Below are 17063 nucleotides of genomic sequence, written 5' to 3' on the forward strand. Positions count from 1 at the left end.
GACAATGGACGACTTTCGTCAGCGCCGCGAACGTATGGTGGCCGAGCAACTTCAGGCTCGGGGTATTCGCGACTCACGGGTGCTCGATGCCATGCGCCGGGTCCCGCGGGAGGCGTTCGTGCGGGAGCGGGCAGAGGCCAGCGCATACGAAGACCACCCACTGCCGATCGATGCCGGGCAGACGATCTCCCAGCCGTACATCGTCGCTCTCACCCTCGAGGCCGCCGAACTCGGTGAGAATGACACGGTGCTCGACGTCGGGACGGGGTCTGGCTACGCCGCAGCCGTCGCCGCCGAGCTGGCGCACAGCGTCGTGTCGATCGAGCGCCACGCGGAACTCGCCGAGTCCGCCGCCGCCGTCCTTGGTCGGTTGGGCTATGACAACGTGACGGTCGTCGTCGGCGACGGGACAAACGGGTATCCGCCTGCCGCTCCGTACGACGCGATCGTCGCCGCTGCCGCTGCTCCGGAGATTCCCTCCCCGTGGGCAGACCAGCTTGCCGATGGCGGACGAATCATCATGCCCATCGGCGAGCCGCGCTTCGGCCAGATGCTTACCAGGGCCATACGGGGGCATGACGGCCGGCTCCAGCTGGAGCAACTCTGTGCGGTCACCTTCGTGCCGCTCATCGGTGATCACGGGGTCCACGAGCATCCCACGGAAGAGGAGTGACCGCTCCCCCGCGGATTCTCGAGCTGACGCCCGCTCTGACAGCCCTAGAGGTGGCCGGCCTTCTCCATCTGGCGGAGGTCGCGCTTGAGATCGGAGAGCTCATCACGGAGCCGCGCCGCGAGCTCGAACTTGAGCTCCGCCGCTGCCGTGAGCATCTGATCGTTGAGATCGGCGATGATCGACTCCAGCTGATCGGCTCCCTCTGCCGCGATCCCCTCGCGCCTGAGGTTGGGCGTCGGGCTCTTTTTCTTCTTCGAGTCGCGACCGGCAAGCATCTGCGCGGTGTCTGCGCCTTCCCTCGCGAGCACCTCAGTGATGTCGGCGATTCGCTTGCGAAGCGGTGTCGGGTCGATGCCGTGTTCGAGGTTGTACGCGACCTGCGTCTCGCGGCGCCTCGTCGTCTCCTCGATCGCGCGCTTCATCGAGTCGGTGAGGACGTCCGCGTACATGTGAACCTCACCGGAGACGTTTCGAGCCGCACGGCCAATGGTCTGGATGAGGGAGGTGGATGACCGCAGGAATCCTTCTTTGTCTGCGTCGAGGATGGCAACGAGCGAGACCTCGGGCAGGTCGAGTCCTTCACGGAGCAGGTTGATGCCGACGAGCACGTCGTAGATGCCCGCTCGCAACTCGCTCAGCAGCTCCACCCGACGCAGCGTGTCGACGTCGGAGTGCAGGTAACGGACCCTGACTCCCGCTTCTGTGAGGAAGTCGGTCAGCTCTTCGGCCATCTTCTTCGTCAGTGTTGTGACGAGGACGCGCTCGTCGCGAGCGGCGCGAATCCGGATCTCTTCGAGGAGGTCGTCGATCTGTCCTTGGGACGGCTTGACGATGATCTGGGGATCGACGAGACCGGTCGGCCTGATGATCTGCTCGACGATTCCGTCGGCGATGCCCATTTCGTATCGCCCGGGGGTTGCCGAGAGGTACACGGTCTGCCCGACTCGGTCTTTGAACTCATTCCACTTCAGCGGGCGGTTGTCGAGGGCGCTCGGCAACCGGAAGCCGTGCTCGACCAGGGTGCGCTTGCGCGACGAGTCACCTTCATACATGGCGCCGATCTGCGGCACCGTCACGTGTGACTCGTCGATCACGACGAGGAAGTCGTCGGGGAAGTAATCGATCAGGCAGTGCGGGGCCTCGCCGGGCGCACGCCCCTCCATGTGCCGTGAGTAGTTCTCGATCCCGGAACAGAACCCGATCTGCTGCATCATTTCAAGGTCGAAGTTGGTGCGCATGCGCAGCCGCTGAGCCTCGAGGAGTTTGCCCTGGCGCTCGAGCTCTGCGAGGCGCACTTCCAGTTCTTCCTGGATGCTGACGATGGCACGCTGCATCACGTCGGTACTCGCGACATAGTGGGAGCCGGGGAAGATCGACACGTTGTCGAGCTTTTTGACCACGTCTCCGGTGAGCGGGTGGAGGGAGTAAAGACCCTCGACCTCGTCTCCGAACATCTCGATCCGGATCGCGAGTTCTTCGTACACGGGGATGATCTCGATGGTGTCGCCGCGGACACGGAAATTGCCGCGCGAGAAGTCGACGTCATTGCGGTTGTACTGCATTGAGATGAATTTGCGAATCAGCCAGTCGCGGTCGACGCGCATGCCGACCTGCAGCGCCATCATGGCGTCAAGGTACTGCTCGGGTGTGCCCAGGCCGTAAATGCACGACACCGTGGAAACCACAATGACGTCCCGCCTGCTCAGGAGTGAGTTCGTCGTCGAGTGCCTCAGCCGCTCGACCTCTGCGTTGACCGATGAGTCTTTTTCGATGAACGTATCGGTCTGCGGAACGTAGGCCTCTGGCTGGTAATAGTCGTAGTACGAGACAAAGTACTCGACGGCGTTGTTGGGCATGAGCTCGCGAAACTCATTGGCGAGCTGCGCGGCGAGGGTCTTGTTGTGAGCGAGGACGAGGGTCGGCCGCTGCACCGCCTCGACGAGCCACGCGGTGGTTGCAGACTTACCGGTTCCTGTCGCACCGAGGAGCACGACATCGGTCTCACCCGCGTTGATCCGAGCGCTCAGTTCGGCTATCGCTTTGGGCTGGTCGCCCGATGGCGTGTACTCACTGACGACTTCGAAGGGGTGAACAGCGCGGGTTTTTGCCATACTTCGAGTCTAGGCACCGCCACTGACATCGGAGGCCCCACGGCCCTCCCGCGATTTTGCCGAGAGCGAAGCCCACAGGTCGTCGACCTGCGCGAGGGTTTCGTCGAGCGCCCCGTCGGTGTCGATCACCACGTCGGCGAGAGCGAGTCTCTCCTCGTCGCTCGCCTGCGCAGCGATCCGCCGCTCGGCTTCCTCCCGAGTCATCCCCCTGAGAGAGATGAGCCGTTCGGTCCTGGTCTCGGCACGTGCCTGGGCAACCACGATGAGGTCGTAGGAATGCGGCAGGTTCGCCTCGGCCAGGAGGGGGACGTCGTAGACGACGATGGCGTCGGGGTTTGCGTTCGCGGCGTGCGAGATACGGTCCTTCGTCAGGCGCCGGACCGCCGGGTGGACGATGCCGTTCAGGGTAGCGAGGGCGGCGGGATCGGAGAACACAATCGCTCCGAGGGCTGCGCGGTCGAGCCGGCCATCATCCGTCAGGACCTCATCGCCGAAGGATGCCGTGATCGCCTCGAGCGCCGGGGTGCCCGGTTCGACGGCTTCTCGCGCGAGCTGGTCAGCGTCGATGTGGACGGCACCGCGTTCGGCGAGACGTCGGGCGATCGTTGACTTTCCGGAGCCGATGCCGCCGGTGAGACCGATGAGATACACGCGCTGCGAGCGAGGCCTGGTCGCCTATACGGCGGGGACCAGGTGGCCTTCGAGGTAGGCGATGGGAACGGCACGTGCTTCCTGGAGCAGCCACTGATCGCCGTCCGGCGACTGGTCGAACGCGAGCCGCTGAAGCGCACGGGACAGCTCGACGGCCACGCTCACGTGGCCGATCCAGCGCTCGTCCTCGGGGAAATCGAACTGGGACAGCAGCTTCACGACGGCGCTTACATACGCGCGCTGGCTGCGGGTGTATTGTTCCTGGCTCTCGTCGTCACCGAGGATCCGGTACTGGGTTGCCTTGAAGCCGGGGATGGTGCGCCGCGCGACGACCGAGGTGTCCATCATGATGCCGAGGGCATCCTGCCAGGTCTCGGGCTCCTCGTCCAGGAGTCGCTCGATGCAGAGCGAAACGAACTGGTCCTGCATGTACTGGTACACGCCGATCATGAGCGCGATGCGGTCGGGGAAGAACCTGTACACCGTTCCGATTGCCATCTCAGCACGCTTCGCAACCTCGGCGGTCGTCACGCCCGCGTGCCCGGCCTCGTCTATGATTTCACCGCAGACCCGGAGAATCGACTGCAGGCTCTGCCTGCTGCGTTCCTGCTGGGGGTTATTGCGCAGTGAGTTCTCGGCGGATGTATCCGTTTCGAGGTACTGCTTCAGGGGATCAACGTCCACGTCGCACCTTCGAATAGTCATGATTGTGGGGGCAGGGCCATTACGGCCACAGCACGCGGCTGCGCGGCAACACTATCAGCCGATTCCGCACGGATGCTGAAGGCGCGGGCCCGGATCGACGGCGTGTTGGGCCGCTCACGCACAACTGGCCGGCCCAGAAGGGCCGGCCAGTTGTGTCAGTACTGCGTGAGCAGTCGCTGCTGCTTAGGAGTTGCTCGAAAGCTTCTCGCGAAGAGCGGCGAGTGACTCGTCGTCAGCAAGCGTTCCCGCACCAGCGGTGTCGCTCGAGAACGATGAGCCGGCGGCCGGTGCCGCTGCTGCTGCCTCTTCGACAGCGGCGGATGCGACAACCTGCTTCTTGTGGGCTTCCCAGCGAGCCTGGGCTGCAGCGTAGTCCTGCTCCCACTTCTCGCGCTGGGACTCGAAGCCCTCTTTCCACTCGTTGGTCTCGGAGTCGAAGCCCTCGGGGTACTTGTAGTTGCCCTGGTCGTCGTACTCGGTGAGCATTCCGTAGAGAGCCGGGTCGAACTCGGTTCCTTCGGGGTCGACACCCTCGTTGGCCTGCTTGAGGCTCAGCGAGATGCGGCGACGCTCGAGGTCGATGTCGATGACCTTGACGAAGACCTCGTCGCCGACCGACACAACCTGCTCTGCGAGCTCAACGTGCTTGCCGCTGAGTTCGGAGATGTGAACGAGGCCCTCGATGCCATCGGCAACGCGAACGAACGCACCGAACGGGACGAGCTTGGTGACCTTACCCGGTGCAACCTGGCCAATGGCGTGGGTGCGGGCAAAGACCTGCCACGGGTCTTCCTGCGTCGCCTTGAGCGACAGGGAGACACGCTCGCGGTCGAGGTCGACCTCGAGAATCTCGACGGTGACTTCCTGGCCAACTTCAACGACCTCGCTGGCGTGCTCGATGTGCTTCCAGCTGAGTTCGGAGACGTGGACGAGACCGTCGACGCCGCCGAGGTCGACGAACGCACCGAAGTTGACGATCGACGAAACGACACCCTTGCGAACCTGGCCCTTTTGGAGGTTGTTCAGGAACGTGGTGCGGCTCTCGGACTGGGTCTGCTCGAGGAGTGCGCGACGCGAAAGCACAACGTTGTTGCGGTTCTTGTCGAGTTCGAGGATCTTGGCCTCGATCTCCTGGCCGAGGTACGGCGTGAGGTCGCGGACACGGCGGAGCTCGATGAGCGATGCCGGCAGGAAGCCACGGAGGCCGATGTCGACGATAAGTCCACCCTTGACGACCTCGATGACCGAACCGGTCACGACGCCATCGGTTTCCTTGATCTTCTCAACGTCGCCCCACGCACGCTCGTACTGTGCGCGCTTCTTGGACAGGATGAGGCGGCCTTCTTTGTCTTCCTTCTGGAGGACGAGGGCTTCAACCGTGTCGCCGACCTGAACTACTTCGCTCGGGTCTACGTCGTGCTTGATCGAAAGCTCGCGAGAGGGGATGACACCCTCGGTCTTGTAACCGACATCGAGGAGAACCTCGTCGCGGTCGATCTTGACGACGGTGCCCTCGATGAGGTCTCCGTCGTTGAAGAACTTCAGTGTTTTTTCGACCGCGGCCAGGAAGTCTTCAGCCGATCCGATGTCGTTGATAGCGACCTGCTTGGCGGTCGTTGTGGTTGTCATGTAGTAGTTGCTCCAGTAAGGACATATTTCGGGCCATGCGCAACCTTCGATAATCGGTGATTATGGGAGGCTGTTGGTTCGCACAGCGAACGGATAGATCGTCACAAATGTGACATCCCAGTTTACCCGGAAATAAGCGACGAGAGCAAATGCCAAACGTTCAGGTTTCCAACTCCGCTCCGGCGCGAACGATGGTCGCGAGTGCCGGTTCGAGATCGGGCTGGCTGAACCGGTATCCGGCCTCCGTGAGCCGCTCAGGGATGACCCAGCGGCTCTTGAGCACGAGCTCGGTTTCGGTGCGGAGAACCGCGGTTCCGATCTCGAGCATCCATCGGGCCGTCGGCAGTCCGAACGGTACGCCCAGAACGCGGCGCAGGGCGGCCATGAGCCCACGGTTGTCTGAGGGATGCGGGGAAGCGGCGTTGATGATCCCGTCGAGGTCGCTCCGTCCCCTGAGGAAAAGGATGATCCGGTCGACGTCGTCAATGTGGATCCAGCTGAACTTCTGCCGCCCTCCCCTCGCTCCGAACTCGTGGAAGGTGCCCGCGGCTCGTCGCTGACGTGTCGCCGGCCAGCGCCCGTCGTGCTGGGTGCCACCGAGCCCGAGCCGGGTCAGCCAGCGAAGCGGAGTGAGTGCACTTCCATCACCGAGAACGATCGCGAGCCGAAGGGCGACCCTGCGCGTCGCCGGCAGGTCCCCAGCGAAGAATTCGTCTTCCCAGGCGCGGGCGATGCCCACGCTGAACCCGGTGCCGAGTTCGCCCGTTGACTCGGTCATCGAGCGGTCGTCCGCGTGGCGATAAATGGTCGCCGTCGACGAGTTCACCCACAGGGCGGGTGGTTCGTCGCACGCACGAACCGCCTCGTTCAGCTCTCGCGTCGTCTCGACGCGTGATCGGAGAATCTCCCGTCGGTTCTCGGGCGTGTATCGGCAGTTGACGCTTTTCCCGGCAAGGTTGATGAGGAGGTCAGCGCCGTCGAGCAACCGGACGATCGCGGCGGTGTCGCCCCACGCGGCATCCGCTTCTCTCCTGCCGATGGTGCTGACCGTCGCCCCGCGGGATCGGTACCCGGACGCCAGGTACTGGCCGATGAACCCGGATGCCCCGGCAATGACGACACGTTCACTCATGATCAGGTTCTTTCGGTTCTGAAGGGCGCGCCGGCGCCGGGGAAGCGACGGTGTAGGCGAAGTTTCCGCCGTACTCGTAGAGCCTGCCGAGTCCCGGCGCATCGATGGTGACCCTGACCCGCTGTGCGTCGGCGTCGTCATCGAATTGCTCGGACAACACGACGACGGGCGACAGGCGGGCGGGAATGGGAAGAGTAAGGCGGCCGAGCCGGACAGCAACATGGGTCGAACGCAGAACAAGCCCGCCGTCAACCACCCTGGCGCTGAACCGGGCCCGAACGAGCCCGCCCGATCCGATGCTGTCGACCAGCTCGCCGTTCCTGGCGCGCATCACGTCGGTCATGACACGGTCGCCGCCGGTGAGATGGAACCGTCGCCGCGCGGTCACCGCTCGGGAGCCCGCGCCATCGCCCCGCGACCGATTCTCCACGGTGAACGGCACGTTGTGCTGCCAGACCGGGAACAGCACCCCGGCCAGGCCGAGCACCCACAGCGCTGGCCACAGCCAGCGCTTCGGCGTTCCCACCACGTCGAAGACTCCGGATCCGGTCCCGACGGCGCCCGCCGGGACCGCCGAGAAGTACGCGTGCAGTCGCGGGTGAAGTGCTGGGAAATCCGGACCGAGTGCCGCCTGATACACCGAGGTTGCTGGCACTGGTCAGTCTGCGAGCAGTGCGTGTTTCAGGGTGTCGAGCCCGACACCGCCGAGATCCAGGGCCCTGCGGTGGAACGCCTTGAGGTCGAACGAGTTTCCTTCGCGGCGTTCGGCGTCCGCGCGGAGCTGCTCCCACAGCCTCTGACCGACCTTGTACGACGGCGCCTGACCCGGCCAGCCGAGGTAGCGGTTGACCTCGAACCGGACGAAGCCCTCGTTCATGTTGACGTTCCTGCCCATGAAGGCGAATGCGTCGTCAGCGGTCCAGACGGTGTCTCCACCCGGCACCTTCTTGCCGAGGTGCACGCCGATGTCGAGCACGACGCGGGCCGCCCGCATCCGTTGCCCATCGAGCATGCCCAGTCGGTCTGCGGGATCGTCGAGGTAACCGAGCTGCTCCATCAGCCGCTCCGCGTAGAGCGCCCAGCCCTCGGCGTGTCCCGACGTACCGGCGAGCTGGCGGCGCCAGGTGTTCAGTTTGGCTCGGTTGTACACAGCCTGACCGATCTGCAGGTGGTGACCGGGGACACCCTCGTGGTACACGGTCGTGAGTTCACGCCAGGTGTCGAACTCGGTGACGCCCTCCGGCACTGACCACCACATCCGACCGGGACGCGAGAAGTCGTCGGTCGGGCCTGTGTAGTAGATCCCGCCCTCCTGCGTCGGTGCAATCATGCACTCGATGGTGCGGATCTCTTCAGGAATGTCGAAGTGGGTCCTGCCAAGCTCAGCGACCGCGCGGTCGCTTGTCTGCTGCATCCACTTCTGCAGCGCGTCGGTTCCGTGGAGTTTGCGGCTCTGGTCGTTTTCGAGAAAAGCTATGGCTTCCTCGACGGTCGCCCCTGGCTTGATCTCCCTGGCGATCGACTCCTGCTCCTCGACCATTGTGCGCAGTTCTTCGATACCCCACTCGTACGTCTCGTCGAGATCGATGGTTGCGCCGAGGAACCTGCGGGACTGCAGTTCGTAGATGTCGCGGCCGACGGCATCCGCGGTTCTCGCGACGGGTTCGAGTTCGTGGGCGAGGAAGTCCGCGAGTTCCTGGTACGCAACCGCCGCCTGTCCGGCATTGTGGTTGAGGTCTGACGCCAGGGACGCCGGAAGCTGGCCGTCGGCGGGGCCGGCGGTGGCCGCGAGGTGGGCAAAGAAGCCGTCCTTGGCGCTGTACCGTTTGGCCTGCTCGAAGACCTCGGCCACCTGCCGTTTCGCGGGCGTTATCCCCCGCTGGATGCCGAGCCTCAGCGTTTCGATGTAGCCGGACATGGCCTCGGGCAGCGCGTGGAGCCGGGACGATACGTTCTCCCAGTCACCGACGGTCGCGGTCGGCATGATGTCGAAGATTTCACGGATGCCCTGGGCAGGCGAGGCGATGACGTTGAGGTCCCGCAGGTGGAGACCGGCGTCAGCACTCTCGACCTCGAGGGCGAGCTCCGCACGGAGGTCGGTTCGGGTCACCGTGTCGACGTCGTCGACGGGTTCTGCCGCGTCGAGAGCGGCGATGACCTTGCGCGCTTCGTCGATGAACCGCTCGTGTCCCCCCGGCGAGAAGTCGCCGAAGCGATCATTGACCTCGTCGCGGCCGATGTAGGTGCCGACGAGCGGGTCGATGTCGACGAGGGTGTCGACCCACGATTCGGCGATGGCGTCGATGGGGGTCGGCGTGCGCTGCTTAGCTGTCATGGATGTGAGCCTACGGCAGCGCGGGGGCAGAGGCACAGACCGCCCTGGCCCGCCGCGTGGCGCGGGCCAGGGTTCGGCGTATACGGAGGGTCAGTGCGCTGCGGCGTCCCAGTTGTGCCCGCGTCCGACGTGCACGTCGAGGGGAACCACGAGGTCGGCTGCTGTTGCCATCCGGTGCCGGACGACGGCCTCGATGGCGTCCCACTCACCGGGGGCGACCTCGAAAATCAACTCATCGTGCACCTGCATGAGCATCCGGCTCGACAGCTGCTTCTCGGCGACATCCTTCTCGATGTTGTTCATCGCGATCTTCATGATGTCCGCAGCCGTGCCCTGGATCGGAGCGTTGAGCGCCGCGCGCTGGGCGTTGTCGCGCAGCACCCGGTTGGAGCTTTTGAGGTCGGGGAACGGGCGGCGCCTGCCGAAGATCGTCGTGGTATACCCGTCTTCGACGGCCTGCTCAACGACGTTGCGGAGGTAATCGCGGACCGCTCCGAACCGCTCGAAGTACCCGGCCATGAGCTTCTTGGCCTCTGAGGAGTCGATCCGCAGCTGCTTCGACAGGCCGAACGCGCTGAGACCGTATGCCAGCCCGTACGACATCGCCTTGACCTTGGTGCGCATTTCGTTGGTGACATCCTCGGGGGCGACCAGGAAGATCTTCGAGCCGACGAACCTGTGGAGGTCTTCTCCGGTGCGGAACGCCTCGATGAGGCCGGGGTCGCCGGAGAGGTGCGCCATGATCCGCATTTCGATCTGCGAGTAGTCCGCGGTCAACAGGGTCTCGTAGCCTTCGCCGGCTTCGAACGCGGCACGGATGCGACGACCCTCTTCGGTGCGGACGGGGATGTTCTGCAGATTGGGGTCGGTCGACGAGATCCGGCCCGTCGTCGTTCCGGTCTGCACGTAGCTCGTGTGGACCCTGCCGTCGGGGCCGATCGCCTTGTCGACGGTCTCAACGATCTGGCGGAGTTTGGTCGCGTCGCGGTGTTCGAGGAGCAGGCCGAGGAACGGATGCGGGTTTGAGGCCTGCAGATCGGCCAGCGCGCCGGCATCCGTCGAATAGCCCGTCTTGTTCGCTCGGGTCTTGGGCATGTCGAGCTCGTTGAACAGCACCTCCTGGAGCTGCTTCGGCGAGCCGAGGTTCACCTCGTGGCCGATGATCGCGTATGCCTGGCTGGCCAGGTCAGCCGCGCGCGTCGCAAGCTGGCCCGATAGTTCTGCAAGCTGATCGTGGTTGACGGTGACGCCGCGCAGTTCGATGTCGACGAGGGTGATGAGCGTCGGCATCTCGATGTCGCTGAGGACCTTGCGCGAACCCGGGTCGAGCGCTTCGGTCAGCGGCGCGAGCAGGCGAAGGGTGAACCACGCCTCGACCGGTGCCGTTGCCGGGTCGTCGAGCGGCACGAGCTGGTTCGGGTCGGAGACGGGCAGTGACTCATTGAGGTAGCGGGAGACGAGGTGCGCGAGGGTCTTCTCGGTGCCGTTCGGGCGCAGGAGCCACCCGGCGATGTGGGTGTCGAAGGCAATGCCGTCGAATGGCACCCCGGCAGTACGGAGCGCCTTGAGCTGCTTCTTCGCGTCGGTCATCACCTTCGGAGCATCGCTGGCGAGCCAGGATTCGAACGGCGCGTAGTCGGCACCTCCCGGCTTCCAGGCGAGGGCGACCGCTTCGGTGAGCGTCGCAATTCCTGCCGCGACGGGCTTGCCGTCGTGCAGTTCGATGGTGAGGCCGAGTCCGTCGGGGTTCGCGGCGACGGCCCGGTTCAGCCACGCACCGAGTTCCTCATCGAGGAGCTGCTGCGGGACGGGGATCGTCTCGGCACCAGTGCGAACCGCCGGCACGCCCGTGGTCTGCTCGTCGAGACCCTCCGCCTTGAGCAGGCGGTCGAGCATCGTGCGGAACTCGAGCTTGTCGAAGATCTCGCGGACGGCAGCTTCGTCGATCGGTTTCTTCTCGAGTGAGTCGAGAGTGACGGGAAGCTCGACATCGGTGAGCAGGTGGTTGAGCCTGCGGTTGCGGATCGCGTTCTCTTTGTGTTCGCGGAGGCTCTCCCCCACCTTGCCGGTGATCTTGTCGGCGTTCTCGAGGATGGCGTCGAGGCTGCCGTACTGGTTGAGCCACTTCACCGCGGTCTTCTCACCGACCTTGGGAACGCCGGGGAGGTTGTCGCTGGTCTCGCCAACGAGAGCGGCGACCTCCGGGTACTGGTGTGGCTGGATGCCGTAGCGTTCCATCACCTTCGCGGCGTCGTAGCGCGTGAGGTCGGAGACGCCCATGCGCGAGGGGTAGAGCAGCGTGACGTCGTCGTTGACGAGCTGGATCGTGTCGCGGTCGCCGGACACGACGAGCACACGGTAGCCCTGCTCCCGCCCCTGAACGCTGAGCGTCGCCAGGATGTCGTCGGCCTCGTAGTCTTCGATCGAGATGGTTGTGATGTTCATCGCGGCAAGAACGTCTTGCAAGAGTGGCACCTGCCCGATGAATTCCGATGGCGTTTCACCGCGCGTGCCCTTGTACTCCGGGTACTCGCGGGTACGGAAGCTGAACCGTGAGATGTCGAACGCGACGGCGATGTGCGTCGGCTTGTGGTCGCGGATGAGGTTGATCAGCATGGCGAGGAAGCCGTGGATCGCGTTCGTGTGCTGACCGTCTTTAGTGGAGAAACTGTCGACCGGGAGCGCGTAAAACGCCCGGAATGCTAGGGAATGACCGTCAATGACGAGGAGGGTAGGCTTTTCGTTGTCAGACACCCTCCCAGCCTACAAGCGACTGCTGACAGCCGATTGCGACGGCGGGTTGGACACCGAGCAAAGGCGACGATGACTGAAACCACAGAGAACGCACTCGACTACGTCCTCGAGCGCGGCGGCGGGGCGCTTGCCGCGAAGATGGGCATCGAGTTCACCGAATTCACGCTCGAGCGTGCCGTTGCCACCATGCCCGTCGACGGTAACACCCAGCCGGCCATGCTGCTCCACGGCGGAGCGTACGTTGTGCTTGGCGAGTCGCTCGGCTCCATGTCGGCCAACCTCTGGGCGGGTCCGGGCAAGCTCGCCGTCGGCGTCGACATCAATGCGACCCACACTCGGTCAGCGACCTCGGGAATCGTCACCGGCGTCTGCACTCCCATTCACCTGGGCCGGTCGATGACCGTGCACGAGATCGCGGTGACCGATGAACAGGGCCGCCGGTGCTCGACCATCCGGATCACGAACATGATCAAGGACGTGCCAGCCGGCTGACGGCATCCGGCCTCTGCATCCTGAAAGCACGATGGTCAAACGAACAAGGCGGGCCGGATAACCGGCCCGCCTTGTTCGTTTGTATCTGTTCTACTTCTTCGCTGTGAGCTGCTCGACGATGGCCTGGGCGACGTCGTGCATGGTGAGGCGACGGTCCATCGACGCCTTCTGGATCCAGCGGAAAGCTTCGGGCTCGGTGAGGCCCATCTTCTCGTTGAGCAGGCCCTTGGCCCGGTCGACGAGCTTGCGGGTCTCGAAGCGCTCGACCATGTCGGCGACTTCGGCCTCGAGGGTGATGATCTGCTGGTAGCGGCTCAGAGCGATCTCGATCGCGGGCAGCAGGTCGTTCGGCGTAAACGGCTTGACGACGTACGCGAGTGCACCGGCCTCGCTCGCACGCTCGACGAGTTCCTTCTGGCTGAACGCGGTGAGCAGGACGACGGGAGCGATCTGGGCCTTGTGCAGGCGCTCAGCGGCGGAGATACCGTCGAGCTGCGGCATCTTGACATCCATGATGACGAGGTCTGGACGCAGTTCCATGGCGAGGGCAACGGCGGTTTCACCGTCGCCGGCTTCACCGACAACCTCGAAGCCGTTGTCACGGAGGATTTCGACAATGTCGAGACGAATCAGCGATTCGTCTTCTGCTACGACGACGCGTCGTGGGGCTGGGGCTGTTGCTTCTTGCTCGGTCACGACTTAATCCTACGGTACTCTTGTCCACGTTGTTGTGCGCCGGTGTGGCGGAATGGCAGACGCGGAGCACTCAAAATGCTTTGTTCGAGAGGACGTGTGGGTTCGAGTCCCACCACCGGCACAGCAGTGTGACCCCTTGATCGCCCCGTTTGACGGGGAGGTGAAGGGGTCTTTTTCGTGCGTGCCGCCTGGCCGGATCCGAGGCCCGGTGCACATGCGTGCGATTCTCTGGACAGTCCGGGCACAGGACCCTGCGCATGGCGCGGGTGGGTAGCTATAGTCGTGGCCTCGACCGAGGGGCGGCCATGACCAGATCATCGAACGTCGCGAGCGGCTGGCTGGTGGTCGTGTGCTGCCTGTCCCAGTTCCTGCACACCGTCTACGGCAGCGTCGCCAACATCGCGCTGCCGGACATCGCCAGGGACCTCGATGCCCGGATTGATTCCCTCCAGTGGGTGGTGAGCGCGTACGTGCTCACACTCGCGAGCATGCTCACGTTCTCGGGAACGCTCGCCGACCGCTTCGGCCGCAAACGTGTCCTGATCGCGGGCAACATCGTGATGACGGCTGGTTCGATTCTCTGCGCCGTGAGTACCTCGGTCACCCTCCTCATCATCGGCAGGGTCGTGCAGGGCCTTGGCAGCGCCCTGATCGCGCCGGCTGGGCTGTCCCTGCTCGCGGCCGCGTTCCCTGAAACCGCGCGCCGCGCCGTTGCCGTGATGTGGTGGACGACCATTGGGACAGCCTCGCTCGCGGCGGGACCCATCCTCGGCGGTCTGCTCGTGCGCGACCTGGGCTGGACGAGTGTGTTCTGGGCGGGGGTACCCATCGGGCTGCTCGCAGCGGTCCTCGCTGCCGTGCTTCTGACAGAGTCGAAGGCCGATCGGCCGCAACCGTTCGACCCCGTCGGGCAGGTGCTGCTCACGGTGTTCCTCGCCAGCCTTGCGTTCGCGCTCATCGAGGGCGTGCATCTGGGCTGGACCTCGCCCGCCATCGTGCTGGCTGTGCTGATAGGAGTGGTCGCTCTCATCGCCCTCGTTCCTTTTGAACTGCGCCACAAGCATCCGCTCATCCCGGTGCGCCTGTTCACGCATCGCTCTTTCGTGACAGCGCTGGTGATGGCCATTGCCGGATACCTCGCTCTCGCGGGGCTGTTGTTCCTCAACACGTTCTACCTGCAGTCCGAGCGCGGACTCGATGCGACGAGCGCAGGATTCATGACCATCCCGCTGGCCGCCGGTGCCACCCTGACGGCGCTGCTCGCCGCCGGTCTGGTCGCCCGCGGACGCTCGCGCGCCGTTCTCATCACGAGCGGCATACTGCTCGCCCTTGGGTCGGGCGGGCTCTGGGCAACGGAGACCCTCCCGCTCTGGACTGTGGTTCTGCCGTACTTTGTGTTCGGGCTTGGCTTTGGCCTGATTGCAGACCCCGTCAGCGTGACGGCGCTCTCGTCGCTTCCGACCTCGGAGTCTGGACTGGCCTCGAGTCTCGTATCGACGTCAAAGCAGGCCGGGCAACTTCTCGGCATCGCCGGTATCGGCACCATTCTCGCCGCGGCGGGGACCACCTCGGAGGTTATCGAGTTCGAGGAGATGGGCGGGTGGGTGTGGGCGGTGCTGACGGCTGCAGGCTTACTGATCACTCTGCTTGCGCTGAGCTCGCCGCGATCGTCGCGCCACGTACACGGGCATGGCGCACGGGCGGCGAACGGCTCTTGAGACGGATGCCGCTGACAGCGTCGTTGACGCACCAGCGGCCCCTATAGCCCATAACCGCCGATTTGTTCAGGGGTTGAACGAGCCGGTATCGACGGGGTTAGCTGCAGGGTATGGAACGCATACACTACGCGACAGGATCGATCCTCACCGGCTCGGAGATCGCCAGGGCTCTCGTCGGTTACGCCGAAGCTCTCGCGAAGGTGGGCTCGTCCGCTTCGGTCGATATCCCCTCGCTGCATGAGGACGGCACACTCGGTCGCGCGAACTTCCTGGTCGGACCCGCCAGCCAGCTGGTGTCCGAGACGGAAGACAGTACGTTCCCCGAGGTCACCGATGCTGATTTGGTGGCCGAATTGCAGGCGGCAACAGCGCGCCTCGGCGACGCGCACCCCCAGACGTCAGACATCGAACGCGTGCCTGGCGACGACATTCTGGAGTACCCCGAGCAGAACTGACCCTCAGTCGTTCGACGCGCCACCCGAGAGCCGCTCCGCACGTTCCCTGGCGCGGGAGAGCGCCCGGGCGGCGACATCTGCTTCATGCCGTGCCCCTGCCACGTTTTTTCGCAGCGACTCATGCTCCGCCGTGCGGTTGGCCAGTTCTGAGTCGATCTCAGCCAGGCGGGAGCGGAGATGGCGGCGTTCGCCGGTGAGAGCGTCGATCTCGGGGGCAAGAGTGCTGATCCGGGACTGAATGCCCTCGAGCGCCTCGTCCGCATCGTCCGCACGTTGCTCTGCATCCTCGAGTTTGCGACGAGCCTCGGCGAGGTCACGCTGGGCCGCTGTGGTGTCGACCGCCCGAAGCCGCGGCGGGTCGTCACGGGAGGACGACGGTGCCGCCGTCACCGAGTCGACAGCGAGGGCACCGGAGAGGTCTACGGGTTCGACCCCGTTTGACGTCAGGCTCCGTACGAGCACCGCTGTGAGCACTGCGTCTGCGGCGGCGGAATCGGCCAGCGACGCCTGAAGCGTCTGTTCGAGTTCCCGCACCGCACTCGGGCTGGCTTTCGTGCCGACTTTTGCGCCGGTCTCGACACCGAGCCTGGACACCGCGCGGATCAGGTGCTGCCGCTCGCGGCCCAGCCTCCTGAGGTCACCGGTTTCGCGCGCCTGCTCGGCAGCGCGCAGGTCTTTTCCCAGCGCGATCAGTTTGTCGATTTCGTCCCTGTGCGTTGTGACCAGAAGATTGGCGAGCCAGGCGGCGACGGATGGCTTCGGCAGCTTTCCGATCCGCCGCGCGAGTTCTTTGTCGCCCGCGTCCTTCGCCGCAGTAACCGCAGCGGCCCTGGTTCGGATGAATTCGCTGAGCGGCGCTCTGTACAGCTCGGTCGCGACGGATTCCAGGTTCATGGGCCCAGATTATCGGCCGATGCCAGTAACGGATGCCACCCAGCGGCGTCTGAGGTTGCCGCGTTTCGCCCTCACGGAACCGGCAAAGCCCCGGCGCGGGGAGTCGGCATGAGCCGGGCGCCGAGGGCAGCCATGATGGACGGGTGTCCTCTACACCTCTCCCCCGCACCGTCTCGATGCACGCAGCACGAGGAAGAGAATCGTGAGCAATGACGGTGGCCAGGCACAACCAAAAGTCGGCGGCACCCCCGCTCCGCGGTCAGGTGAGCGCCGTCTCGCTCTCGCCGTCGGTGCGGTTGCGACGATCATCGCCGGGCTGACGATAGCAACAGTCTTCTCCGGGTTCGCGGCGGACGCCACCGCTGACGGGCTCTATGCGGCGCTCGTCTACCTGCTCGTTGGAGTGGTCTTCCCGAGGCTCTACGCGATCGTGACCGCGGTCGTGGCGTTCAGCGTCTCAGCGATCATCGAGTTCTCGCAACTGACGGGGCTTCCCGCAGCGCTTGCCGGAGTCTTTCCGCCGGCGCGGTTGGTGTTCGGCACGACGTTCGTCGCCACCGACCTCATCTTCTACGCGCTCGGCGCTGCGCTGATCGCCGCCGGCGACGTGCTGGTTACTCGGCTGGTACGTCGGCTTCGGGATCGCTCGGGCGATACTTCGCGTCGTCCCTGATGTCGATCCTGGTGACTCCGTCTGGCTTCTCGGTCACATCGATGCGCGGTGCGGCGTCTGACTCGTCGGCCTGAGGTGCTGTCGTCAGCTGGTCGTGGCGTTTCTCTTCAGCGTCCATGGTTGCTCCCCTGCTCGATGTGTCGGT

General features: G+C 64.7%; 16 protein-coding genes and 1 tRNA gene. 6 read left to right on the forward strand and 11 right to left on the reverse strand.

Going from position 1 to position 17063, the window contains the following annotated elements:
- The first annotated feature begins 4 nt into the window (after positions 1-4).
- Positions 5-673 carry a protein-L-isoaspartate(D-aspartate) O-methyltransferase gene (locus C3E77_RS07080; RefSeq protein ID WP_108390986.1) on the forward strand — a complete coding sequence of 223 codons (669 nt, stop codon included), beginning with the start codon at positions 5-7 and terminating at the stop codon, positions 671-673.
- A gap of 44 nt (positions 674-717) precedes the next feature.
- Here the strand turns inward: C3E77_RS07080 and uvrB are convergent, their stop codons facing one another.
- The 8 genes from uvrB to polA form a co-directional block, all read right to left on the reverse strand.
- Positions 718-2784: an excinuclease ABC subunit UvrB gene (gene uvrB / locus C3E77_RS07085; protein ID WP_108390987.1), complete on the reverse strand. Its 2067-nt coding sequence runs from the start codon at positions 2782-2784 to the stop codon at positions 718-720.
- 9 nt (positions 2785-2793) lie between these two features.
- Entirely contained in the window at positions 2794-3435 is a 642-nt protein-coding gene (coaE, locus tag C3E77_RS07090; protein ID WP_108390988.1) for a dephospho-CoA kinase, read from the reverse strand.
- A gap of 24 nt (positions 3436-3459) precedes the next feature.
- A complete protein-coding gene (locus tag C3E77_RS07095) occupies positions 3460-4119 on the reverse strand; it encodes a TetR/AcrR family transcriptional regulator (RefSeq protein WP_158270235.1) in 660 nt (219 codons plus the stop codon).
- A gap of 204 nt (positions 4120-4323) precedes the next feature.
- On the reverse strand, positions 4324-5769 hold the full coding sequence (rpsA, locus tag C3E77_RS07100) for a 30S ribosomal protein S1 (protein ID WP_108390990.1): 1446 nt from the start codon (positions 5767-5769) through the stop codon (positions 4324-4326).
- Between the two features lie 160 nt (positions 5770-5929).
- A complete protein-coding gene (locus tag C3E77_RS07105) occupies positions 5930-6901 on the reverse strand; it encodes an epimerase (RefSeq protein WP_108390991.1) in 972 nt (323 codons plus the stop codon).
- Positions 6894-7556, reverse strand: a complete 663-nt coding sequence (locus C3E77_RS07110) for a DUF4166 domain-containing protein (RefSeq protein WP_108390992.1) — start codon at positions 7554-7556, stop codon at positions 6894-6896. The genes C3E77_RS07105 and C3E77_RS07110 overlap by 8 nt, the downstream gene beginning before the upstream one ends.
- A gap of 3 nt (positions 7557-7559) precedes the next feature.
- A complete protein-coding gene (locus tag C3E77_RS07115) occupies positions 7560-9236 on the reverse strand; it encodes a DUF885 domain-containing protein (protein WP_108390993.1) in 1677 nt (558 codons plus the stop codon).
- A 90-nt stretch (positions 9237-9326) separates the two neighbouring features.
- Positions 9327-11990: a DNA polymerase I gene (gene polA, locus C3E77_RS07120; protein ID WP_108390994.1), complete on the reverse strand. Its 2664-nt coding sequence runs from the start codon at positions 11988-11990 to the stop codon at positions 9327-9329.
- Positions 11991-12059: 69 nt separating this feature from the next.
- Here polA and C3E77_RS07125 point away from each other — a divergent pair, with 69 nt between their 5' ends.
- Positions 12060-12482, forward strand: coding sequence for a hotdog fold thioesterase (locus C3E77_RS07125; protein WP_108390995.1), 423 nt, complete (start codon positions 12060-12062; stop codon positions 12480-12482).
- A gap of 90 nt (positions 12483-12572) precedes the next feature.
- Here C3E77_RS07125 and C3E77_RS07130 read toward each other — a convergent pair whose 3' ends face one another.
- Positions 12573-13178 carry an ANTAR domain-containing response regulator gene (locus C3E77_RS07130; protein WP_108390996.1) on the reverse strand — a complete coding sequence of 202 codons (606 nt, stop codon included), beginning with the start codon at positions 13176-13178 and terminating at the stop codon, positions 12573-12575.
- A gap of 38 nt (positions 13179-13216) precedes the next feature.
- On the opposite strand from C3E77_RS07130, the gene C3E77_RS07135 reads away from it, so the two are divergent.
- From C3E77_RS07135 to C3E77_RS07145, 3 genes are all read left to right on the forward strand, one after another.
- Positions 13217-13299 (forward strand) — tRNA-Leu (locus C3E77_RS07135).
- Between the two features lie 184 nt (positions 13300-13483).
- Positions 13484-14896: a DHA2 family efflux MFS transporter permease subunit gene (locus C3E77_RS07140; protein WP_158270236.1), complete on the forward strand. Its 1413-nt coding sequence runs from the start codon at positions 13484-13486 to the stop codon at positions 14894-14896.
- Positions 14897-15006: 110 nt separating this feature from the next.
- The gene (locus C3E77_RS07145) at positions 15007-15351 is read left to right on the forward strand and encodes a hypothetical protein (protein WP_108390998.1); all 345 of its coding nucleotides are present in this window, start codon (positions 15007-15009) and stop codon (positions 15349-15351) included.
- 3 nt (positions 15352-15354) lie between these two features.
- Here C3E77_RS07145 and C3E77_RS07150 read toward each other — a convergent pair whose 3' ends face one another.
- Positions 15355-16245, reverse strand: a complete 891-nt coding sequence (locus C3E77_RS07150) for a hypothetical protein (protein WP_108390999.1) — start codon at positions 16243-16245, stop codon at positions 15355-15357.
- A 202-nt stretch (positions 16246-16447) separates the two neighbouring features.
- Between C3E77_RS07150 and C3E77_RS07155 the strand changes: the two genes are divergently transcribed.
- Positions 16448-16918: a ribosomal maturation YjgA family protein gene (locus C3E77_RS07155; RefSeq protein ID WP_162924939.1), complete on the forward strand. Its 471-nt coding sequence runs from the start codon at positions 16448-16450 to the stop codon at positions 16916-16918.
- Here C3E77_RS07155 and C3E77_RS07160 read toward each other — a convergent pair.
- Positions 16860-17036: a multidrug transporter gene (locus C3E77_RS07160; RefSeq protein WP_108391001.1), complete on the reverse strand. Its 177-nt coding sequence runs from the start codon at positions 17034-17036 to the stop codon at positions 16860-16862. The two genes, C3E77_RS07155 and C3E77_RS07160, sit on opposite strands and share 59 nt — an antisense overlap.
- Between the last annotated feature and the right edge of the window lie 27 nt (positions 17037-17063).

It is taken from the genome of Mycetocola zhujimingii, from assembly GCF_003065425.1.
GTDB classification, from domain to species: Bacteria; Actinomycetota; Actinomycetes; order Actinomycetales; family Microbacteriaceae; genus Mycetocola_A; species Mycetocola_A zhujimingii.